Below are 22,332 nucleotides of genomic sequence, written 5' to 3' on the forward strand. Positions count from 1 at the left end.
AGGCTCTATTTGCTGTTCTTGCCGTCGCGGTGCAGGATGACGCCGAGTTCATGCCATTTGCGTCCGTCGCGCTCGATGAGCGCGTCGGCGCAGGCCGGTCCCATGCTACCCGGCGCGTAAGCTTCGGGCGTGCTCGGGTCCTTGCTCCAGACGTCGAGGAAAGGCTGCACCGCCGCCCAGCCGGCCTCAATGCCGTCGGCGCGCTGGAATAGCGTCTGGTCGCCGATGAAGAGATCGTAGAGCAGGGATTCATAACCGGTGGTCTTGCCGATATCGAACTTGTCGGCATAGCGGAAGTCGAGCGACACTGGCGTCGTATCGACGGAAAGCCCCGGCGATTTGATCGAGATTTCCATGCTCATGCCCTCGTCCGGCTGCACCTGGATCACCAGCCGGTTGGGCGGCAGGCGGCGATCGACCTCGGTCTCGCGAAACTGCGCGAAGGGCACCGGCTGGAAGGTGATGACGATCTCGGTGTCGCGCGCCGTCATTGCCTTGCCGGTTCTGAGGTAGAAGGGCACACCCGCCCACCGCCAGGTATCGGCATAGAGCTTCAGTGCCACGAAAGTCTCGGTCCGGCTGTCGGGTGAGACGTCCTTGCTGTCGCGATAGGCCGGAAGCTCGACGCCGTTGAGCGGGCCAGCCGCATAGGCGCCGCGCACGCCATGCGTCTTTGCCTCCTCGGGCGTATAGATGCGCAGCGCCTTCAGCACCTTGCTCTTCTCGTTGCGGATCGCCTCGGCATCGAAGCTGTTCGGCGGCTCCATGGCGATCATCGCCAAGAGCTGGAACAGATGGTTCGGCACCATGTCGCGCAGCGCCCCCGTGGCATCGTAGAATTTGCCGCGGCTGCCGACATCGACGATCTCGGCGGCGGTGATCTGCACATGGTCGATATAGCGACTGTTCCATAGGGACTCGATGATCATGTTGGCGAAACGCGCCGTCATCAGGTTCTGCACCGTCTCCTTGCCGAGGAAATGATCGAGCCGGTAAACTTGGCTTTCGTCGATCTGCGCGAGGATCTGCGCATTGAGCGCCCGGGCAGAGGCGAGATCGGTCCCGAACGGCTTCTCGATGGCCACGCGGCGGAAGACGCCCTCGCTTTCATCGGTCAGCCCATGAGCGGCAAGCTTCTCGATGATCGTGCCGAAGAAGGATGGCGGCACCGCCTGATAGAAGGCGGCATTGGCGTTCGGCCCCAGCCGCTTGCCGATCTCGAGGAAAACATCCTCCTTGGTGAAATCGCCCGACATATAGGAAATCCGCCGGCGCAGGCTCTCCCAGGCCTCGTCCTTAACCGTCTGCTCCTCGCCGTTCAGATGCTCGAGGAAGGCATCGAGCCGGCCGCGCAGGAATTCGTCGTCACCCGTTTCGATGCCGATGCCGAGGATATTGAGATCCTCGCCGACGAGGCGCTGACGCGTCAGGTTGATGATCGCCGGCACCAGGAGCCGGCGCGTCAGATCGCCGGTGGCGCCGAAGATGACGAGGGTGACCGGCGGGGTAGGGGCAGCGTGCATGTCTCACCTCCGAGATTTTGCGGCCGACTATAATGCCTGCCGGTTTCGCCGCAACCTGGGCGGCGAGGGGTAACAGGCATTTGACAATATTTGGAGCGGGCAGGTGCTGTGGCCCGGTCGTATGCAAAAGGTGTGGCGATGTTACAGTTGGCGCTCAGCCCCAAGGCATGCTCAGTTGCGGGCGAGCGAAGCGTAGAACCAGTCGATGAAGACGCGGACGATTGGCGTTGCGTGAGCTTCGGTTCGGCAGGCCACATAGACCGCGTCGTTGGCCGGAACCGTAAGGTCGAACGGCGCGATCAGCTCGCCACGCGCGATCATGTGCGCGGTGGTGATGTTATCGCCGAGCGCAATGCCATGACCGTGTATGGCAGCCTCGATCGACAGGCGCGCGTCGCTCATCATGTGTTGGCGTGCCGGCATCGCAACCCCGGCCGCGGTGAGCCAGGTGTTCCACTCATTGCCGCGATCAGCGTGCAGGAGCATATGGTCACGCAAATCGCGCAGGGAGCGTAGCGGGCGCCGGTTCATGAGGGCTGGGCTGACGACAGGGAAGAGCTCCATCCGGCTCCAGAGGCGCGACCAATAATTGGGCCAGTTGCCGCCGCCGTAAAGAATGCACAGGTCGACATTCGGGGAGCTCAGATTGTTCGGATCGTTCGAGGCGCGCAAGTCAAGCAGGATGTCGGGGTACTGATCGGTGAACTCCTGTAGCCGCGGAATCAGCCAGAGTGACAGCACTGCCGCAACACAAGTCACTCGCAGCGTGCCGCCGGTCGCGGGCCGGGTCATCGCCGCCTTCGCTGCAGCGATATCCGAAAATGCATTGGAGACGACCGGCATCAACAACGCGCCCTGACTTGTCAGCTTCAGCCATTTGCCGCCGCGCTCGAACAGGCGCACGCCAAGCGACTCCTCCAATGTGCGTATCTGATGGCTGATCGCACCGTGCGTGACATTCAATTCGCGGCCCGCGGCGGAAACCGATCCATGGCGGGCAGTGGCCTCGAAGGCGCGTAGCGGGTTGAGGGGCGGAAGACGGCTGGTCATGGCGACAACCTGTGAGAAAAATTCGCATGAAACCGTATATTAATATCAATTGATTTTCCAGTGAGCTTGCCGTTCAATCAGTGGAAGAAGCCATCGGCCCCTGCCGCAGAGCTGCAGCCGAGGACCGACCTGCTACCCTGATCGCAGCATCGTAACCGTTAGGATGGCCGTCATGTCCTGGAATGAAACCAAGCTTTCCGAACTCCGAACCAGGTATGGCGACAGCCACGGCGGTGAGTTGCACGATCCTGAGTTCCGCAGGGTGGCCGAGAAGATCTTCAACAAGAGCGGCACCCGCCTTGCGCCCTATTCGGGCATTCCGACATTCCTCTCCGCCCCGCTCATGCAGATCGACAACGACAACCCGGATTTCGGGGACTTGCAGGTGGCGCTCCTCGGCGTGCCGATGGATCTGGGGGTAACGAACCGCCCGGGCTCGCGCTTCGGGCCGCGGGCGCTGCGCGCCATAGAGCGGATCGGGCCCTACAATCATGTGCTGGGCTGCGCGCCGGTTCAGGAACTGCGCGTGGCAGACATTGGCGACGTGGCGTTTCAGAGCCGGTACAGGTTGGAATTGTCGCACGAGGATATCGAAAAACGCGTGGCGCAGATCGTGGCGGCAGGCGTGCTGCCACTCTCGGTAGGCGGCGACCACTCGATCACCCATCCGATTCTGCGGGCCGTCGGCAAGGAGCGGCCAGTCGGCATGATTCATATTGACGCCCACTGCGACACCGGCGGTGCTTACGATCTGACCAAATTTCACCATGGCGGCCCATTCCGCAACGCGGTGCTGGACGGTGTGCTCGATCCGACGCGCGTGATTCAGATCGGCATTCGTGGCTCGGCCGAATATCTCTGGGAGTTTTCTTATGCCTCGGGCATGACGGTGATCCATGCCGAGGAGATCTCGGCGATGGGCATCCCTGCGATCATCGAAAAGGCCAAGGCCATCATCGGCGACGGGCCGACCTATCTTTCCTTCGACATCGACAGCCTCGATCCGTCTTTCGCGCCGGGCACGGGCACGCCGGAGATTGGCGGCTTCACCACCCGCGAGGCGCTGGAGCTTGTCCGCGGCTTCAAGGGCGTGAACCTGGTCGGCGGCGATGTCGTCGAGGTCGCGCCGCAGTATGACGCCACCACCAACACGGCCCATGCCGGCGCGCAGATGCTGTTCGAGATATTGAGCCTGATGGCGTTCAGCCCGGCAATCCGCCGCGCCGCCTGATGGCCTTGGCCGCAGCTCAAGGCGGCCCGGAATGACAAGAAGGCTGCAAAGGCCTCGAATAAACTGAAAGAGGGTAGCGGCGGTGCCGCATCGTTGAGGAGAAAGATCATGACGAAGTTGACAATGAACCGCCGCACCGTGCTCGGTGTCGGCATAGGTGCTGGTGTAGCCATGTTGGCGATGCCCAATGTGCTGCGCGCTCAAGCCAAGTCGCTGAAGGTCGGTGTTTATGGCGGCTACTTCAAGAACTCGTTCGACAAGAACATCTTTCCGGAGTTCACCAAGGCGACCGGCATCGCGGTCGAATCCGTCGCAGAGCCGACCGGCGAGGCCTGGCTGGTGCAGATGCAGCAGGCAGCCCAAGCAGGTCAGGCGCCGGCTGACGTTTCGATGATGTCGCAGGTGGCGATGCGCAAGGGTCAGGCCATAGAGCTCTGGGCTCCGCTCGACCTCGCCAAGATCAAGAATTCCAGCAACCTGCTCGAGCGCTTCATCAACAAATACCCGGATGGCCGCGTCGCCGGCATCGGCGCGGTCTCATGGTTCATCACCCTGGTCACCAACACCGATGTTTACAAGGAAGCGCCGGCCAGCTGGACAGCGCTTTGGGACCCGGCCAATGCCGACAAGCTCGGCCTGCTGGCGCTCGTCTCCAACTCCTTCCTGCTCGACGTGACGGCAAAGACCTATTTCGGCGGCGCCCAGGCGCTCGACACTGAGGAGAACATCCTCAAGGTGTTCGCCAAGCTGGCCGAGCTGAAGCCGAATGTCCGCCTGTGGTATCGCGACGAAGCGCAGTTCGAGCAGGCGCTGAAGTCGGGTGAGATCCCGATGGGACAATATTACCACGACGTGACCGGCCTCGCCGCCGCGGACGGCCAGCCCGTTCGCTCGACCTTCCCGAAAGAGGGCGGCATTCAGGACGCAGGCTCGTGGGCGCTGTCGAAGGCGTCGCAAAAGACGGAAGAGGCCCATATCTTCATCGACTATATGTGCCAGCCGTCCATCCAAGCCGTGCTGTCACGCAAGGTTGGCACGTCGCCAACGGTCAAGCGCGAAACGACCGACCTGAACGAGAAGGAATTTGCGGCGGTTTCCTCCGACATCGAACCGATCATCCCGCACTACGACATGTACACCTCCAAGGCCGACTGGCTGAATGAGAAGTGGACGGAAATGATCGCCAGCTGAGACTAATCGTGCTTTCGCAGGCCTCGTTCGCAGGCCTGCCTTTCAGTTGGGAAGAGGCATATGTCGGGACTCACGCTTCAGAATATCGTCAAGGACTTCAGCGTCATTCGCGCCGTCGACAATGTCGACCTGACGGTGCCGCACGGGGCATTCGTCTGTCTGCTCGGCCCCTCCGGCTGCGGCAAGACGACCTTGCTGCGCATGATAGCAGGTCTCGATCTGCCGACCTCGGGCCGCATCACGCTCAACGGGAAAGACATCACCAGGACGCCGACGCACCAGCGCGAGCTTGGCATGGTGTTCCAGTCGCTGGCGCTGTTCCCGCACCTGACGGTTGGCGAGAATATCGCCTATCCACTGCGCATTCGCGGCCGTCCGAAAGACGAACAGGCGAAGCGCGTCGAAGAGCTGTTGGCGATGATCTATTTGCCGGGCTACGCTGATCGCGCCGTGTCGAAACTTTCCGGTGGCCAGCGGCAGCGCGTCGCAATCGCAAGGGCACTGGCGATTTCTCCGAAACTCTTTCTGCTCGACGAGCCGCTGTCGGCGCTTGATGCGAAGCTGCGCGAAGCCATGCAGGTGGAGCTTCGCCAGCTTCATCAGAGGCTCGGCATCACCACGATCGCCGTCACGCATGACCAGCGCGAGGCGATGACCATGGCCGATACGGTTGTGGTCATGAACGGCGGTCAGATCCGCCAGGCAGCGTCGCCGACCGAGATTTATCGTAGACCGGCAGACAGCTTCGTCGCGGATTTCATTGGCCAGACAAACCTGGTCGAGGCCAGGCGGGAGGGCGGCGCGGTCAGCATATTGGGGCAGCCGGTCGCGGCCCTGTCGCTGTCGGCAGGGATCGAGCGCGCCACACTCTCGATCCGGCCGGAAGACGTGCGCCTGGGCCCGCCCGAGGCCGGCGCACTGACGGGCGAGGTCACCTTTGTGCGCGATCTCGGCGGCGTCGTCGAAACCTTTGTCAATGTCGGCGGTCAGCAGTTCATTGCGGTCTCGACGCCGCGCGAGCGCCCTGACGTGGCGGTGGGCCAGACGGTGGGCATTGCGCTCACCGACAGGGACTGTGTGGTGCTCGAGCAATGAGACGCGAAGCCCCGCAGACGCTTGGCGATTATGCCCCGCTAGCCTTCCCGGCGATCATGCTGATCGTCTTCTTCGTCGTGCCTTTCGGCACGATGATTTCCGTCAGCTTCTTCAAACGCCAGCAGGGCGGCTTCTACACGCCGGATTTCGTCTTCGACAATTATGTCCGCTTCCTCTCAGCCTTCTTCGGCGGAGTGCTCAGCTTTTCCCTGCTCCTCGCGGTCGCGGTGGCCGCGACCTGTGTCGTTCTGGCCCTGCCTTTCACATATCTGCTGATCCGCATGAAGCGGAGCACCCAGGTGGCCTGGTTGGTCGCACTTCTTTCGATCCTGTCCCTGTCTGAGGTCATCATCGGTTTCGCCTGGTCGACGCTGTTTTCGCGCACGGCCGGCATCACCAACCTGTTTGTATGGCTCGGCCTCATGCAGCAGGCCGTCGCCCTGACGCCGAGCATCGGGGCCGTTGTCACAGGCATGGTCTATCAGGCCTTCCCCTACACGGTTCTGGTCCTCTACCCCGCGCTGGTGCGGCTTGATCCGACGCTTTCGGAGGCCGCGCGCACGCTCGGCGCTTCGCCGGTCAAGGCCTTCTTCACGGTTGTCGTGCCAGCGCTGCGCGATACGATCGTCGCCACGCTGATCATGGTCTTCATTTTCGCGCTCGGATCCTATCTGTTGCCGCAACTGCTCGGCCGCCCGCAGCACTGGACGCTTTCCGTGCACATTACCGACCAGGCGATCTATCAATCGAATATGCCTTTCGCGGCTGCCATGGCGGTTTTCCTGGTGTTGGTCACACTGGCCCTTGTAGCGCTCACCTTGCTCGTTGGCCGCCACGGAGGGGCGAGCAAATGACCATTCTCCGCAACGTTCTTTTCGTGATTGTCGGACTGTTTCTCGCTTTGCCGCTGATCGTCGTCGCCGGCGTCTCGGTCAACGCAAGGCAGAGCCTCACCTTCCCGCCGCAAGGTTTCTCGCTCGGCTGGTACGGTCAGATATTTCTCGACATGGAATGGCGCAATGCGCTGATCGCGTCGCTTCTGCTGGCGCTCTCGTCGGCGGCGCTGGCAGTGCTGATCGCCCTGCCGCTCGCCTGGTTCCTCTGGCGCCGCTACGCGCCCTGGGCCAATATCTTCCAGTTGCTCGGCGTGGCGCCCTTTACCTTGCCACCGGTCATCACAGCGCTCGGCCTGCTGACTTTCTGGGCCACGACCGGATTCTACGGGCAACCCTGGACGGCGATGATCGGCCACGCCATCTTCTTCGTCACGCTGCCGCTGGTGACCATTTCGCTCGGCTTTTCGGCGATCGACCGCTCGCTGGTAGAGGCCGCCTCGACCCTGGGAGGCGACGACCGCACGGTGTTCCGAACCGTCGTTCTGCCACTGATCTCGCCGTACATCGTATCGGGCTACGCGTTTGCCTTTGTTCTGTCGCTTAACGAATACATCGTTGCCTACATGACGGTCGGCTTCACGCTGGAAACGCTGCCGATCAAGATCTTCAATTCGCTGCGTTACGGCTACACGCCGACCATGGCGGCGGTGACGATCCTGTTCGTGGCGACGGCAGCGATTGTCTTCAGCCTCGTCGCGCGCTTCGGCGACCTGCCGAAACTGCTTGGCGCCATGACCTCCAACGAACCCTGATCGAAGCAACCAGTCCCGCCAGGGAACGCCAGGACGATCAGCCGTCCCTTCCTCCTGAACATCGAAGCACCCGAGATGGACCTAGCGCTAGAACGACGTTTTCCCTGCGTCGCCGACATGAAAAAGGCCGCGCAAAGACGCATGCCGCGTTTCGCCTGGGACTACCTCGTCGGCGGACTCGGGCGCGAAGCTTCCGTGCGGCGCAATCTGGCGGCCCTGGAAGAGGTGGTGCTTATGCCGAGCTACCTCGCCGACGCCGACGAGCCCGATACTGGCGCAAGCCTGTTCGGCCATCGTTTCGACGCGCCATTTGCCGTCGCGCCGCTTGGGCTGGCCGGCCTCCTGTGGCCCGGGTCCGAGCTGCCGCTCGCACAGGCTGCCAGGCAGCATAACCTTCCCTATATCCTGAGCACTTTCGCCAACACCTCGCTTGAGACGATCCGTCCTGCAGGCGGTCATCACACTTGGTTCCAGTTCTATCCACCGAACGATCCCGCCATGGAAGACGACGTGGTGGATCGGGCGCGCAGAGCGGGCTACGACGTTCTTGTCGTGACTGTCGACATTCCAGCGTCCGCCCGGCGCGAGCGCGACATCCGCAATGGTTTGACCATTCCGCCGGACTTTGACTTATCAACGATCACGCAGGTGGCGATGCGGCCGTCATGGGCAATGGGCATTCTGCAAAACGGGGTTCCCGACTTCGCCAATCTCTCGCCTTACTACCCGAAGGGCTCGAGCCTTGCCGCAGCGGCCCAATTTGTCGGCAGGGTGATGACGGGTCACGTCACCCGCGAGCGCTTCAAGAAAATCCGAGACGCGTGGCAGGCAAGATCCTGGTCAAGGGTGTGCTTCACCCCGAAGAAGCGGAGGAATATATGTCCTTGGGCGGCGATGGTCTGATCCTCTCAAATCATGGGGGACGGCAGCTCGACGCCGCGCCGTCTGCGGCGGAGGTCATCGGTGAAATCCGCGCACGACTTGGCCCCAAGACCCTGCTGCTCGCAGACGGCGGCGTGCGCTCCGGCCCCGATATCGCCCGGATGCTGGCGCTCGCCGCCGATTTTGTCCTGATCGGCCGCCCATTCCTGTTTGCTTCCGCCGCCATCGGGCGTCGCGGCGGCGATCATTTGATGAACGTCCTGAAAGCCGAACTGACGGCAACGATGGCGCAACTGGGCTGCAGGACGGTCGAAGACTTGCCATCGAGCCGGTGGCGGCCGAAAGGCAGGGCGGCGAAAGAACTTGATCTCGGATGGAGAATTGCGTGACTGAAGCCGTTACGATGAGCATCGAAGCCCTGCAAAATCGAATCGTTGCGATCTTCGAGCGCGCAGGATTGAACAAGGTGCAGGCGGCGGCTTTGGGCCATGTCATCGTGGCCGGCGAGCGCGATGCCTGCAAATCGCACGGAATTTACCGCATCGAGGGGGCGTTGCGCACGGTGAAGGCGGGCAAGGTGAAGCCCGATGCCGCTCCTGTCCTTGCGCGGGATGACGGCAGCGCGATCGTCAGGGTCGACGCGCAGGGCGGTTTCGCCAGTGCGGCGTTTGAACTTGGCGTACCCGTACTCGCGGAACGCGCCAGGCGGCTTGGTATCGCCGCCATGGTCATCAACGATTGCTCGCACTTCTCGGCCCTGTGGCCCGAGGTCGAGGCACTGACCGCGCACGGCCTTGCAGCATTGGTGATGTGCCCGAGCTATGCGACGGTTGCCCCATCCGGAGGCAGCAAGCCTCTGCTCGGCACCAATCCATTCGCCTTCGGCTGGCCTCGCAAAGACCAACCGCCCTACGTGTTCGATTTTGCCACGTCGGTGGCGGCGCGCGGTGAGATTGAACTGCACCGCCGCGCTGGCAAGCAACTGCCGGAAGGTTGGGCGATCGACGCTGCCGGCAATCCCACCACTGACCCGGTTGCCGCGCTCGAAGGCGCAATGATGCCTTTTGGCGGCCACAAGGGGTCCGCCATCGCCACCATGATAGAGCTGCTCGCCGGCATCATGATCGGCGATCTTACCAGCCCCGAGGTTCTAGACTATCTCGGAACGACGACCTTGGCGCCGTTCCATGGCGAACTGATCATTGCAATGTCACCCGAAACCTTCGCCAGGGGCCGCCCCGGCGATCCGTTCGCGCGCGCCGAAATCCTCTTCGAAACGATCGTCGGACAAGGCGCTCGGCTGCCATCGCAGCGCCGCTTCGCCGCGCGCATGAAATCGGAAGCTGAAGGGATCAGCCTGACTGCAGCCGAACTCGCCCAACTGGACGCGCTGCTGGCTGGCGGACTGGCCGCCGTTAAATAAAGCACGTCGTTCGGAAATGTGCAGCGGTTTCGGGGCAACAACAGATCCACCGACGTCGGAACCTCATGTGCAATCCCTGCGGACTGTGAGCGCAAGAGTGCGAAGAGCATGCCGGGCGCAGCCGGTCATTTCTTCACCGCCACAATGAAAAGCCGCGGAAATCTGAGCAGCACCCGCCCGTCCGCCAGCTTAGGATGGGTCTGTTCGACCCGCGCGAGGTAATCGGCGAGGAATGCCTCGCGATGCTCTGCGCCGGCACGGGCGAGATAGGGCATCAACCCGGTTCCCTTGACCCATTCGACGATCGCTGCCGCATCGGCCATCGGGTGATTGTAGATGGTGTGCCAGATATCGACGCGCGAGGCCTTGGCGATCAGCCTGTTGTAATAGGCCGACGGCGCGGGCAGGGGCCTGCGGCGCACGCTCTTTGCCTCGAATGCAACTTTCCAGGGGCCGCCATGGGCAGTTTCTTCCATCGCCAGATGTGAGGGTTCACCGAGATTGTCGGGCATCTGCACGGCAAGAACGCCGCCTTCGGCAAGCCCGTCCATCAGCCGCTCGAAAATGTCGAGGTGATCGGGCAGCCACTGGAAGACGGCATTGGCAAAGAGCAGGTCGGCGGGCTCCGTCGGCTGCCAGCTGCCAAGATCCGCCTCGACGAAGGCGGTGCCGGGAAGCCGCTTGCGGGCCGTCTCCAGCATGTTGATGTCGCTGTCGAGGCCGGAGACGCCGGCAGCCCCATAACGCTTGATGATGAGTTCGGTCGAATTGCCCGGCCCGCAGCCGAGGTCGACGGCGCGGCGAAGGTTCTGCAGCGGCACCTGCGCCAGAAGATCGCGCGCCGGCCGCGTGCGCTCGTCCTCGAACTTCACATACTGGCTGGCGGACCATGCCATGGCGATACCTCCTGATGTCGGGCCACGTCTTCCTGTGGCGGATGCGAATCGTGTCGTTGTTGCGCCCGTCGAACTCAGTCGCGAACTTCAGACACAAGGATCTTGTCCACGCGCCTGCCGTCGAGATCGACGACCTCGAAGCGCCACCCATCCCTTGTGAAGCTCTCCCCCAATTCCGGCAGATGTTTCAGCTCCTCCAACACCAGGCCGGCCACGGTCTGATATTCGAGATCGTCGTCGAGCTTGAGGTTCAGGAACTCGGCGAATTCATCGATCGGCGCCCAGCCGGAGACGAGATAGGAACCATCGTCTCGGCGAGCGATCGCCTGCTCCTCGACCGGCCCCTCCTGGAGCGCGCCCATGATCGCTTCCAGAATGTCGCCGGACGAGACAATCCCTTCGAAATGGCCGTATTCGTCAAACACCAGCACCATGTGAACAGGCGATTTCCTGATCGCCTCAATCACGCTGGTCGCGGTTGCAAGGTCTGAAACGACCGGGACGTCCTGCGTCAGAGCCTTGATATCGGCGCTGCCGTGTTCGGACATCGAATCGTAGAAGTCCTTCACCGGAAGGATGCCGATCACCTCGTCCGAACTGCCTTTGCGAACCGGCAATCGAGACCGCTTCGTCCGGTGCAGCTGCGCCCGGATTTCATCGAGGCTGTCGTCGATATCGATAATTTCGACGTCCCGTCGCGGCGTCATCAGCGCCCGGGCGGTGCGGTCCGCCAGCCGCATGACGCCCGAGATCATCGCGGACTCCTCGCTTTCGATGACGCCCGCCGATTGCGCCTCGGCCAGAACCGTCTTGATCTCTTCGTCAGAGACGTTGTCGCCCACTTTTCCTGTCTGGCCCAGCAGCTTGAGCACAAGATTTCCCGAGGCGTTCAGAAGCCAGACGAGAGGCAGCGCAATCTTTGAAAGCAGCGCCATGGCGGGTGCGACCCTCGCCGCAACCGCTTCGGGTTCCCGCAATGCGATCTGCTTTGGAACAAGTTCGCCGACGATCAGGGAAAGATAGGTGATCGCCACGACGACAAAACCGACGCCGATGGCGTCGGCAGCCGTCGATGACATCCCCTGCGCCTCCAGCCATGTCGTCAGGCGACCGCCGAGTGTTGCGCCTGAGAAAGCGCCGGAGAGAACACCGACAAGCGTGATGCCGATCTGAACCGTGGAGAGAAAGCGACCGGGGTTTTCGGCAAGTTTGATGGCTTGAGCTGCACCTTTGCTCCCATTTTCGGAGAGAACCTTCAGGCGGGCCGTTCGAGAAGACACGACGGCGAGCTCAGACATGGCGAGCACACCATTCAAGATGGTGAGAAACGCCACAATTCCAATTTCCAGAAACACAGGGACCCTATTCGTTGAGGTTTTGATGCCGCATAAGGCGAGGCGGCGGAAGCTTCGCAGAGACGCTATATATGCGCATCACCCATCGGCAAAGCTTTCTGTGAGCTCGGCTGGATGCAAGGCCAGGCAGACTTCGTCACACTCTCTACGACAGGCGCCAGCATCTTCTGCGGCGGCTTTCCGGTTTGAGCGGGCGGAGCGTGTACTGGATGGGTCGCTATCAGGCATGGCGCAATTTTGGCGGTGAAACAGGCCCGGCGCAAGAGGCGCTGGGCGAATTCCTTATAGCGCCTTGATGTGACAGTTTCGAAAAACGGCGACAAGGATGCCTTCTTGCTGGGAGTTTCAGGGAAATTCGCATTCATGCGTGATGCCGAGCCGAACGCTCCGGCATCACGCGCGCGAATGTCACGCCGCCAGAATGGTGATCCCATAAGCATTGGCAGTGGCCGTCATCCGGGCGATGGTCTCAGGCGAGGGGGCCTTCAGCGGCTCGCTCGTGCCTTCCGCTTCGATGAACTCAGCCATCTCCCGATCGACGATGGCCGAAAAGACTGCGGGGACGGTCCCGCGGTTGGCATAGCCGTGCACCACGAAAGGCGGAATCGTGACGATGTCGCCAGCACCTGCTTCGATCTCTTCAGGGCCGCTGTCGGTCAGCCGCCAGATCGTCAAACGGCCCTCGAGAATGCGGAAGACTTCCGGGCTTGCATGCGCATGTCTAGGCGTCCGGCTGCCTGATGGCACGGTGACGTCGAAAATGTTGAACCAGGTTCCGCGGAGCCGAAGCCGCCGCTCGATCCGGTCGCCGAGCACGAAATATCGCTTCGTGTTTTCGGCAGGTAATTTCACAAACGAGTTGGACATCATGTCTCTTTCTTCTTCTTGACGAGGCTTTTCTTGCAGGCGCCTTCTTGCCGGCGCAGCCGTTAGACCTTTGCGCCGCCTTTGACAACCGCTTCTGTTGCAGGGGGCAAGATCGCTGGATGGCTTCGGCACGGGATGGACCTGATGAAGCGTCGCGGCCGATATCGGTGCGGCGAGCCCTTTCCGCAAGGTCCCCGATCCAGGGCGGCCTGCGTGAAAATGACACGGGCTCGGCCGGCTCGTCGAGCACGTGCAAGGGCTCATCATGTAATTGGGCCAATCCAGCAATGTCATTGCTTCTAAGGCAGCGCCCTCGATGGTGAGGCCAGCCGGAATATCGTTTGGCGTGAAGTTTCGACAAAACCCACCGTGAGTAAGCCCGCTGCCTTCATGATGAAAAGCACCTTCACAAAGTCCTGCCGGTCGGCCGGCGCCTTCCCTCAAGATCGTATCACTCATCAAGCCACGCCCGCACACCGTCTTGTCGCCCGCTCGGATCAAGCTCCTGACCCAGCGTGTCGATTTCGGCCGATCCTGTTCGATTAAGACGGAGCGCCGTGAGCCAGTCAAAGGAGAGACAAGTATGGCTGCCACTACGTATTCCGAGCAAGTCGAACTACAGTCGCCGCGCTTCAGTGCGGTGGGCACTTTGCAAGCCGTTTGGATGCTGCTGGAACATCAGCGAAGGTACCGTCGGAGCTTGAGCGAACTCTCGCGGTTTGACTCTCGGCTGCTCCGTGACATCGGATTGGCGCCCCCAGAGTCTCCACTGGAAAGATCGGAGAATGACCTCTCCACCCAGACGATCAGAGTGCTGGAACCAGAATCCGTCCACGATGTCTGACGCCGTCGCCCCTCTTCCGGTAGTCGGCGCGTGAAAGTGCCGGCGAGACGGCATGCGGCCGTTCTCATGTATCCTCTTCTTCGGCACTGTGAGGCACCGGTCACGCAGAGCAGCAAGCCGCTCTCACCGGAAAGCGCAACTGGCAGCATTTTTTTGCTCTTTGTCGATTCGCGGTATCCAAATGCGACCAGATCGGCAGCACCATGGAGGAACCGATGCGCTACCTTTGTCTCTTCTACATCGATCAAACACTTGCTGATGCCGCCAGCAAGGAGGAATGGGCCGAGATCGACCGGGAGTCCTTGGCTTCCAATGAAGAACTCCGACGATCAGGCCACTATATCGCCTCCAATGCTCTTGCCGACCCAAAGACCGCAAAGACATTGCGGGTTCGGGCCGGCAAGGCAAGTTGGACCGACGGGCCCTTCGCAGAGACCAAGGAGCATCTGGGTGGCTTCCTGCTCATCGAAGCGAAGAACATTGCGGAGGTAATGGAGATCGCGGTGCGGGACCCGCTAGCTCGGATGGGGGCGATCGAGGTGCGCGAGACCGCCGGCTTTTAGATTTGAGGTGTCCCGGCTAATGCCGTCGGCCATGCGCTCGACGTTCTGATTAGGGTCACAAGAATCCTTTTCGCCGGATTGTTCACGCTATTGACGAGACACGCCCTGAAGAGCCGGGTGGAGATCACTCAGGTAATCGAGAGCAACATGACGTCAGCGGAGGAAAACACTGCAGCTATACCTACACGTCGAAATTTGTCGGCAAGACAATCATGTCCCGGATCGTGACGTTTCGCGGGCGGGTCAGCATGAAGATGATGGCATCGGAGACCTCTGAGGGCTCGATAAGACTCCCACTGGCTTTTGCCTTCTCGAGGTTTTCCGCGGGCCAATCGGCCAGCAGAGCGGAAACGACCGGGCCGGGCGAGACCTGGCTGACCCTGATGCCGTGGTTCTTCAACTGCCGGCGCATGATCTGGACGAAACTGGTAATCGCCCATTTGGAGCTGGAATAAACCGGCTCCCACTGGATCGGCGCATGGCCGGCTACGGAGCAAGTCACCAAAATGTCCCCGGTCCCGCGCTCGATCATATGCGGAGCGATGTCGCGGACGTTCTTCATGACGGCGTTCACGTTGAGATTCAGCATCCGATCAATTGTCGCGGTATCGGTATCGATAAGATCCCCGCCAATGTAGGACCCTGCATTGCAGTGCAGGATGTCGAGATGATCGACCTTTGCCAGGATTTCCGGCACCATGGCCGCGCAACTTGCGGCGTCCAGAAGATCGGTGACCTGCATGACTACGGCGTCGCCGAACTCGGCAGCGTATGTTTCCAGCGCCTGTCTGTTGTAGTCCACCATCACGACCTTGGCGCCGGCGTCGACCAGGGCACGGGTCGTCGCCAGCCCGATACCGGAAGCTGCGCCGGTTACCGCAGCGATCTTTCCTTCGAGTGATTTAGTCATCGTCTTGTCTCGCTCTTGGTTTTCAGACAGCAAGGAAGCCGCCATCGACTGGCAGGACTGCGCCACTGATCATGACTGCGTCCTCTGAAATAAGCAGGGCGATCGAGCGTGCGACATCGTCGACCTTCGCAAAGCGCCCCATCGGGTGGCGAACAATCATCGGGTTACGTTTGGAAGGCTCGGACCACGCCTTCGCCGCAAGCTCCGTCATGGTAACCGTAGGCGCCACTGCATTGACCCGGATTCCATAGGCGCCGAGTTCCTTGGCCATGACACGTGTCGCGCCTTCCAGTCCCGCCTTTGAAGCGGCGTAAGCCACGTGATCCACGAAACCACGATGTCCGGCGATCGAGGTCACATTCACGATCGTACCGCCGCCGCCGTTCGAAATGCGAGCCCGCGCGAACTCCTGCGCACAAATCAGCGCGGCCCGCAGGTTGATGCCGAGGACCTGCTCATAGCCCTCCTCCGTCATATCGATGACGCTTTCAAGCACGTTGGTTCCCGCGCAATTGATCAGCGCGTCTGCCAGTCCCGCCTTCTTCATGGCGGCGCGCGCTGCTGCATTGTCGGCGAGATTGACCGATATTACCGTCGCGCCGAACTTTGCCGCAAGATCATCCAGATCGGCCTGCGTACGCGACAAGGCGACGATTCGGGCGCCGCGGTGGGTGAGCAGTTCAACGCAGGCGCGACCGATACCCTTGCCGGCACCGGTGATGATGACCGTTTTTCCTGTAAAGTCCGACATGGTTGATCCTTCCGATGCCTGTTGCTCAGAACGGGAGTCTTTGCTCGGTTTGCTTGTCGAACACATGAGCCGCGGCAGGATCGACGTCGAGCCGTATCCTGTCGCCCGGCTTCAGCGCGTGGCGCTCGCGAAAGGCGCACAAGACCCGCTTGCCCGCCAACTGGGCTGCCAGCAGAATTTCGGCCCCCGTCGGTTCGATCAACTCGACAGTTGCCGGTACGCCCGCATCGCCGTTCGACAGCATCCACTGGTCAGGACGTACCCCGTATATCACCTCCTGGCCGTGACTCGCCCGCGTGCCTTGTGGAAGGGGAAGGGCCGACCCTTCAGCCAGCCGCGCTGAGTTCGAAGAGAGATCGATTGTGGCCGGTAGCATGTTCATCGCCGGGGATCCGATGAAGCCGGCGACAAAGGTATTTGCCGGCCTGTCGTAAAGCTCCAGTGGCGCACCGATCTGCTCCACCTTGCCGTCGCGAAGCACTACAATGCGGTCCGCCATTGTCATGGCTTCAATCTGGTCATGCGTGACATACACGGAAGTCGCGCCGAGGCGCTGGTGAAGAGTTTTGATCTCCGAACGCATATCTACGCGCAACGCGGCGTCCAGGTTTGACAGCGGCTCGTCAAAGAAGAACGCCTTTGGGCGGCGAACCATCGCGCGCCCCATGGCAACACGCTGCCGCTGGCCTCCGGAGAGCGCCTTCGGATATCGGTCGAGATAGGGCGTAAGCCGCAACATCTCGGCAGCCTTGTCGACCTTGACGTTGCGATCCGCAAGGTTCTCGCCGCGCAATTTCAGTGCGAAGGCCATGTTCTCCCGAACGGTCATGTGCGGATAGAGCGCGTAGTTCTGGAAAACCATCGCCACGTCACGGTCCTTGGCGGCGATGTTGTCGACGCGATGTCCGCCAAGCTTGATCGTGCCGCCGGTGATCTCCTCAAGGCCGGCAAGCGACCGCAACAGCGTGGATTTGCCGCAACCGGAGGGACCGACCAGCACGACGAACTCACCGTCGGCTATGTCGAACGAGATGTTGCGCAGCGCGTGATAGGAGCCGTAATGCTTGTCGACCTGGTCGAGCTCGATCGTCGCCATGTGTCAATCCTCAGTCAGTTGTGGCGGCATGGCCGCCGATCAATCGGGACGGGTCCACGGGCAGTTTCACCATGAGGTGTATCCTGCATCCGCAACGACGATGCTGCCGGTCATCAGGCTGGCGGCATCGCACGACATGCGCGCCCGCTTCCGATAAGGCATCAGCGCAGGCATAGCCGATGTTGGGCCCCGCGCCGGTGACGACCGCCACTCTTCCACTGAGATCCAGCTTCCGCAGGTACATGCTACTTCCCAAGCTCGATCTGGATCTTGACGGAGGACGGCTTCGGTCGCACGGCGTAATCGAACGCTTCGACAGAATCCTCGAAAGCGTAGGTATCGGTGATCAGCGCATCGACATTGATCTGGTTCGATCCCAATAGCGCGACGATGCGCGGGTAGACATGGGCGTAGCGGAACACGTGTTCGATGCGCAGTTCCTTGGTCTGGGCGATGACGACATCGAGCGGGACCGGCTTCAGGGGCATGCCGACGAGGACGATGGCGCCGCCGGGGCAAGCATGGTGCGCCGTGTCTGCGATCACTTCGGCCGCGCCGGAACATTCGAAGACGACATCGACGCCCCAGCCGTCGGTTTCGCGGGCTATGACACTCTTCAGGTCCTGCGAGCGTACGTTGACGGTCATGATGGCAGGGCCGAGCTTGCGCGCCACGGCAAGCTTTTCGTCGACAACGTCGGTAACGATAACTCTGGCGCAGCCAGCCGACAGCGCCGCGATCGCTGTCACCATGCCGATCGGCCCGGCACCCGTGACCAGCGCGATCGCACCGGGCGTCAGCCTCGCCTTGGAGACTGCTTGAAAGCCTACAGCCAACGGCTCGACCATAGCGCCAGCGGCGTAGGAGACGTTGTTCGGAAGCTTAAAGGTGAAGGCCGCCGGGTGGACCACGCTCGGTCTCAGTACGCCATGCACCGGCGGCGTCGCCCAGAAGCGCACCGCGGGATCGAGATTGTAGAGACCCAGTCGCGACGCGCGACTTTGAGGATCGGGAATGCCGGGCTCCATGCAAACGCGGTCGCCGACTTTCAAGTTCTGCACCGTGCTGCCGACCTCTTCGATGATGCCGGCGGCTTCGTGGCCGAGGATCATCGGCTCGCGCACAACGAAAGGGCCGATCGCGCCGTGAGTGTAATAGTGAACGTCGGATCCGCAGACGCCAACGGTTTTGATGGCGATGCGCACGTCGGTGGGACCGAGCGCCTCCTTCGGGTCCAGGTCGCGAATGCGCAGTTCGTCTTTGCGTTCGAGGACGAGTGATCTCATGTCTTCAGCCCTTTCGGATAATGAACACGGCCAGCGCCAGGCAGAGCACCGTCGCCACCCATAGGGGCAACACGCCCTCAAGGAAGCGCATCCATAGAAGATGCACCAGGATCAGGATCACGACGGAGATGAAGCCCCTGTCGAAGCCGTTGGTTCGGATAGGCAGGAACCCGTCGCGTTGGGTTTTCTGGGGTTGAACGCCAGCCATCTTCTTACCCTTTCAACGCGCCGAACGTGAGGCCGGTCACGATGTGTTTCTGGACGAAGCCGAGCACGATTAGGGCCGGAAGCGTGGTCAGGAACGCCATCGCTGCCATCTCGCCCCAGTTCGTTCCGGTGACCGAGACATATTCAGCGAGCGCTGTCGTCACGGTCCTGGCGTTAGCCGAGGACGTTAGGGTCGCTGCGAACAGGTACTCGTTCCAGGCGAAAATCCAGGTCAGGATGAAGGTGACGGCCAACCCCGGCCGCGCCAGCGGCAGGATGACGTTGGACAGCACCTGGCCGGTTGTCGCACCATCGACCCGCGCCGCTTCGTCAAGCTCCAGCGGAATCCCGTCGAGCATGCCCTTCAAGAGCCAGACGGCGAAGGGCAGGTTGAAGACGCAATAAAGCAGGATCAGGCCAGTCTTCGTATCGAACAGCATGAAATCGCCGAACACGAACCACTTGGTGAAGAGCAGGAAGAGCGGCAGCAGAAACACGGCTGGCGGCGCCATGCGGTTGGTGATCAGCCAGAAAAACACATTGTCACCGCCGCCGATTTTGTAACGCGACAGCCCGAACGCCGCGAGCAGGCCGAGCGCGCACACCAGCGCTGCGTTCGATGTCGCCACGATCAGCGAATTCCAGAGATACTGCAGGAATGTCGAGCTGTTCAGCACCGCCAGAAAATTGTTCCAGTAAAGATCGTCGATGAGGAACGACTTCGAATAGAGCTTCACGCGGGGGCGCATCGAAACGACCAGCATCCACCAGACCGGAAGCAGCGTCAGAATGGTCAGGCATATCCAAAGGACGAACGAGGCTATACCGGAGCGTTTCATTGTGCGCCTCCCTTGCGGCCGGTCATGGCGACGAACAGCAGCCAGCTCAGAACGATCGTGACGTAAAGCGTCAGTAGCGACATGGCCGCACCGTAGCCGTAATCGGTCTTCGGAAAGACGTTGATCCAGATATGAAGGCCGATGAACCGGGTGGCCTCAGCCGGACCACCCTTTGTCAGCATCCAGATTTCGTCGACCGAGCGCAGCGCGTCCATCAGCCGGATGAAGACGGTTGTCAGCAGCACCGGCTTCAACATCGGAACGATCACGTACCAGAAAATCTGCAGCTTGTTGCCGCCGTCGATCTGCGCCTGTTCGAGCGGTTCTTTCGGCAAGGCGGTCAGTCCCGCCATGAGCGACAGCGTGACGAACGGCGTCCAGTGCCACAGGTCCATGATGATCGCCGTGGCGAAGGCGTGATAGGCATTGGTCGAGATGTTGTAGTCGATGCCGAACCACAGTTTCAGGTAATAGGGCACGATGCCGAAGCCGGGAACGCAAAGCAGCCGCCAGGTAGCGCCGACTGCAATGGGCGCGACCACGATCGGCAGTGTGTGGATCGTGCGAAAGAACTGCCGGCCCCACAGCCGGTCTGCCATCAGCGCGCGGGCCAGGACATAGCCTAACAACAGCTCGCTCACAACGACGACGAATGCGAAGACCAGCGTGCGCGCAAGCGAGTTCAGGAATGTCGTGTCAAAAACGAGGCTGCGATAATTCTGCAGGCCTGCCCAGCGCAGGGTGGGGTCGACTGCGTTGGTGTTCCAGTCGAAGAAGCCGACATAGAGAATGTAGATGAAGGGAACAAACCCGACAACGAACAGAATTAGCGTGGCTGGTGCTAGAAACAGCCATCCGATGTTGGATTGTCTCATCCTGCGCTCCGTCAGATCGTCCTTGACACTCATTCGCCTGACTTCGAGCGTCGCGGGCAGGCCCCGCAAACCGCAGTCAGGAAAGGGGCGGCCACCTTGCTGAAGGCGACCGCCAACCGCTTGGGAGGTGCGGTCTTTTACTTGCGATAGCCGAGCTTCACGAGTTCGGCTTCGGCTGCGGTGGCGGCCTGGTCCAGCGCATCGTCCGGCTTGATCTCACCGACGATCGCTTTGTAGATGAAGGGCGCGACTACCTGCAGAACTTGCGCGTGGAACGGGAACGGCGGAGCTCCGGCGAACAGCTTTCCGTCCTCACGCATCAGCGTGTAGTAGCCGTTCATCTTCTTGTCCTGATCGACGATCTTGGGATCGTCGTAGGTCGAGTTCATGACGATGCGGGAGCCGGCCAGCGCCCAGTCGGTCTGCACTGAGGCCTGACCGATATACTGCAGGAATAGCAGCGCCGCGTCCTTGTTCTTGGACGAATGCGGGATGCCGAATGCACCACCATCGTAATAGCCGATATATCCCTTGCCGGATTCGGCTGCTTCCATGACACCCGCCTCGACCGGAGGCAATGACACTCCCACCTTGCCGACGACCGTCGATTTGCTTTCGTCGGTAGCGATCCAGGCAGCGTTTTCACCGTAGACGAGGCCTTGGGCTGCGCGGCCGGCGGCAAATGTCCCGGCAACCTCGTCCCAGGTGGACGACGTCGATTCCGGCGGCGCGTATTTCAGCAGGCCGATCCAGTAGTTGAGCGCCTTCTTCGCGGCGGCGGAGTTCATCTGGCCGCCGTTGGCTTCGGTGGCCGCGAAGGTCGTGCCATCGATGCCCCAGTTATACACGCCAAAGGTCGGCGCGACCGACTCGAAGAATTCGTAGAAGGCGGCGGGATGGCTCGACGAGGCCTGTACGGTGGTTCCCCAGAGCTCCTTGTCTGCGCCGTATTCGGTGAAGAACTTGGCGATCTGGGTATACTCGTCATGCGTCGTCGCGGGCTTCAGATCCGCACCGGTGGAATCCTTGTAGGCTTTCTGGATCGCCGGATCATCGAAAAGATCCTTGCGGTAGAGGTAAGGCTTGATGAAGGCTTCCATGGGGACGCCCATGACATCGCCCGACTTCGGATCCTTGAAATAGTTCAAGAAAGTAGTGAAATTCTCCGGCTTGAAGTCCGGCGAAGCGATCTTCGCATTATCGGTAAGCGACTTGGTGATGTCGACCAGGAAATTGCGAGCCAGATACGTATATACGATGTCCTGCTCGATATAGACGAAGTCATAGATGCCGGTATTGGCCTCCATGTCCTTGATCGCCTTGTCGTACATCTGGTCCCAGGATGTCGCTTCGAATTCGACCTTGATGCCGGTCTCTTCGGTGAACTTGGGACCGAGCACCTGCTCGACATATTTCGACGCTGGGGTCGATTCCGAGATGCCCCGGATGGTCGCGCCCTGGTAGGGTTGGGCGGCAGTTTTCCACCAGGAATCCTGAGCAAGAGCGGTCGAACTCCAAAGGCCAAGCGAAATGAAGCCGACGCCCACGGCTTTGACGAAACTGTTCATTGTTCTCCTCCATTTGGATCGCAAAATCGGTCCGGTTGTGCGTGCTAAACTCTCCTCCGACACGCTCAACGGACCACAATAGTTGTAGAAAGAACGGGTGGACACAAGCGCGGCCGTTGCGCGATACTGATACTCTCATGCGCGAAATGCCGAAAATATCCATGAAATCTTGTGTGCGTTGCACAATCCAATATTGATTGTCAGCGCAACGAGCATCGCGGGAAGCACTGGA

General features: G+C 61.0%; 21 protein-coding genes and 2 pseudogenes. 9 read left to right on the top strand and 14 right to left on the bottom strand.

The window, feature by feature from the left end; translation table 11 throughout:
• Nucleotides 1-5 precede the first annotated feature (5 nt).
• Both zwf and NL154_RS04520 read right to left on the bottom strand, forming a co-directional pair.
• Nucleotides 6-1,523, bottom strand: a complete 1,518-nt coding sequence (gene zwf / locus NL154_RS04515; RefSeq protein WP_434733661.1) for a glucose-6-phosphate dehydrogenase — start codon at nt 1,521-1,523, stop codon at nt 6-8.
• A gap of 171 nt (nt 1,524-1,694) precedes the next feature.
• Entirely contained in the window at nt 1,695-2,573 is an 879-nt protein-coding gene (locus NL154_RS04520) for a LysR substrate-binding domain-containing protein (RefSeq protein ID WP_210628661.1), read from the bottom strand.
• Between the two features lie 172 nt (nt 2,574-2,745).
• Between NL154_RS04520 and speB the strand changes: the two genes are divergently transcribed.
• From speB to NL154_RS04555, 7 genes and pseudogenes are all read left to right on the top strand, one after another.
• On the top strand, nt 2,746-3,804 hold the full coding sequence (gene speB, locus NL154_RS04525) for an agmatinase (protein ID WP_221146841.1): 1,059 nt from the start codon (nt 2,746-2,748) through the stop codon (nt 3,802-3,804).
• A 108-nt stretch (nt 3,805-3,912) separates the two neighbouring features.
• Nucleotides 3,913-4,995, top strand: a complete 1,083-nt coding sequence (locus NL154_RS04530; protein WP_210628659.1) for an ABC transporter substrate-binding protein — start codon at nt 3,913-3,915, stop codon at nt 4,993-4,995.
• Nucleotides 4,996-5,055: 60 nt separating this feature from the next.
• Nucleotides 5,056-6,090: an ABC transporter ATP-binding protein gene (locus NL154_RS04535; RefSeq protein WP_210628658.1), complete on the top strand. Its 1,035-nt coding sequence runs from the start codon at nt 5,056-5,058 to the stop codon at nt 6,088-6,090.
• Nucleotides 6,087-6,944 (top strand): ABC transporter permease, encoded by an 858-nt coding sequence (locus tag NL154_RS04540; protein ID WP_210628657.1) that lies wholly within the window; start codon nt 6,087-6,089, stop codon nt 6,942-6,944. The genes NL154_RS04535 and NL154_RS04540 overlap by 4 nt, the downstream gene beginning before the upstream one ends.
• Nucleotides 6,941-7,738 (top strand): ABC transporter permease, encoded by a 798-nt coding sequence (locus NL154_RS04545; RefSeq protein ID WP_210628656.1) that lies wholly within the window; start codon nt 6,941-6,943, stop codon nt 7,736-7,738. The genes NL154_RS04540 and NL154_RS04545 overlap by 4 nt, the downstream gene beginning before the upstream one ends.
• Before the next feature lie 141 nt (nt 7,739-7,879).
• A pseudogene (locus NL154_RS04550) lies at nt 7,880-9,009 on the top strand (alpha-hydroxy acid oxidase).
• Between the two features lie 14 nt (nt 9,010-9,023).
• The gene (locus NL154_RS04555) at nt 9,024-10,043 is read left to right on the top strand and encodes an Ldh family oxidoreductase (protein WP_405047665.1); all 1,020 of its coding nucleotides are present in this window, start codon (nt 9,024-9,026) and stop codon (nt 10,041-10,043) included.
• A gap of 125 nt (nt 10,044-10,168) precedes the next feature.
• On the opposite strand, the gene tam is transcribed toward NL154_RS04555, so the two are convergent.
• The 3 genes from tam to NL154_RS04570 form a co-directional block, all read right to left on the bottom strand.
• Nucleotides 10,169-10,939, bottom strand: a complete 771-nt coding sequence (gene tam, locus NL154_RS04560; RefSeq protein WP_434733662.1) for a trans-aconitate 2-methyltransferase — start codon at nt 10,937-10,939, stop codon at nt 10,169-10,171.
• Nucleotides 10,940-11,013: 74 nt separating this feature from the next.
• Nucleotides 11,014-12,294, bottom strand: coding sequence for a hemolysin family protein (locus tag NL154_RS04565; protein ID WP_210628652.1), 1,281 nt, complete (start codon nt 12,292-12,294; stop codon nt 11,014-11,016).
• 408 nt (nt 12,295-12,702) lie between these two features.
• The gene (locus NL154_RS04570) at nt 12,703-13,164 is read right to left on the bottom strand and encodes a cupin domain-containing protein (protein WP_210628651.1); all 462 of its coding nucleotides are present in this window, start codon (nt 13,162-13,164) and stop codon (nt 12,703-12,705) included.
• Nucleotides 13,165-13,825: 661 nt separating this feature from the next.
• Here NL154_RS04570 and NL154_RS04575 point away from each other — a divergent pair.
• Together NL154_RS04575 and NL154_RS04580 are read left to right on the top strand one after the other, a co-directional pair.
• Nucleotides 13,826-14,005 carry a DUF1127 domain-containing protein gene (locus NL154_RS04575; RefSeq protein ID WP_405048793.1) on the top strand — a complete coding sequence of 60 codons (180 nt, stop codon included), beginning with the start codon at nt 13,826-13,828 and terminating at the stop codon, nt 14,003-14,005.
• A gap of 215 nt (nt 14,006-14,220) precedes the next feature.
• On the top strand, nt 14,221-14,568 hold the full coding sequence (locus NL154_RS04580; RefSeq protein ID WP_221146847.1) for a YciI family protein: 348 nt from the start codon (nt 14,221-14,223) through the stop codon (nt 14,566-14,568).
• A gap of 181 nt (nt 14,569-14,749) precedes the next feature.
• On the opposite strand, the gene NL154_RS04585 is transcribed toward NL154_RS04580, so the two are convergent.
• The 9 genes and pseudogenes from NL154_RS04585 to NL154_RS04625 all read right to left on the bottom strand — a co-directional run bounded on the left by NL154_RS04585 (nt 14,750) and on the right by NL154_RS04625 (nt 22,100).
• A complete protein-coding gene (locus NL154_RS04585; protein ID WP_210628648.1) occupies nt 14,750-15,478 on the bottom strand; it encodes an SDR family oxidoreductase in 729 nt (242 codons plus the stop codon).
• A 22-nt stretch (nt 15,479-15,500) separates the two neighbouring features.
• Nucleotides 15,501-16,229 (bottom strand): SDR family oxidoreductase, encoded by a 729-nt coding sequence (locus tag NL154_RS04590; protein WP_434733663.1) that lies wholly within the window; start codon nt 16,227-16,229, stop codon nt 15,501-15,503.
• A gap of 25 nt (nt 16,230-16,254) precedes the next feature.
• A complete protein-coding gene (locus NL154_RS04595) occupies nt 16,255-17,325 on the bottom strand; it encodes an ABC transporter ATP-binding protein (RefSeq protein ID WP_221155520.1) in 1,071 nt (356 codons plus the stop codon).
• Nucleotides 17,326-17,455: 130 nt separating this feature from the next.
• Nucleotides 17,456-17,569 (bottom strand): annotated as a pseudogene (locus tag NL154_RS04600) (3-oxoacyl-ACP reductase); the annotation flags it as partial.
• A 1-nt stretch (nt 17,570) separates the two neighbouring features.
• Nucleotides 17,571-18,611, bottom strand: a complete 1,041-nt coding sequence (locus NL154_RS04605; RefSeq protein ID WP_221155525.1) for an NAD(P)-dependent alcohol dehydrogenase — start codon at nt 18,609-18,611, stop codon at nt 17,571-17,573.
• 4 nt (nt 18,612-18,615) lie between these two features.
• Nucleotides 18,616-18,819: a DUF2160 family membrane protein gene (locus NL154_RS04610; protein ID WP_207241065.1), complete on the bottom strand. Its 204-nt coding sequence runs from the start codon at nt 18,817-18,819 to the stop codon at nt 18,616-18,618.
• Nucleotides 18,820-18,823: 4 nt separating this feature from the next.
• On the bottom strand, nt 18,824-19,657 hold the full coding sequence (locus NL154_RS04615; RefSeq protein ID WP_210628645.1) for a carbohydrate ABC transporter permease: 834 nt from the start codon (nt 19,655-19,657) through the stop codon (nt 18,824-18,826).
• Nucleotides 19,654-20,532 (bottom strand): carbohydrate ABC transporter permease, encoded by an 879-nt coding sequence (locus NL154_RS04620; RefSeq protein ID WP_097591494.1) that lies wholly within the window; start codon nt 20,530-20,532, stop codon nt 19,654-19,656. The genes NL154_RS04615 and NL154_RS04620 overlap by 4 nt, the downstream gene beginning before the upstream one ends.
• A 137-nt stretch (nt 20,533-20,669) precedes the next feature.
• A complete protein-coding gene (locus NL154_RS04625) occupies nt 20,670-22,100 on the bottom strand; it encodes an extracellular solute-binding protein (protein WP_210628644.1) in 1,431 nt (476 codons plus the stop codon).
• Nucleotides 22,101-22,332: the final 232 nt, after the last annotated feature.

The sequence above is a fragment of the Rhizobium sp. YTUHZ044 genome (assembly GCF_051123975.1).
Classification (GTDB): domain Bacteria; phylum Pseudomonadota; class Alphaproteobacteria; order Rhizobiales; family Rhizobiaceae; genus Rhizobium.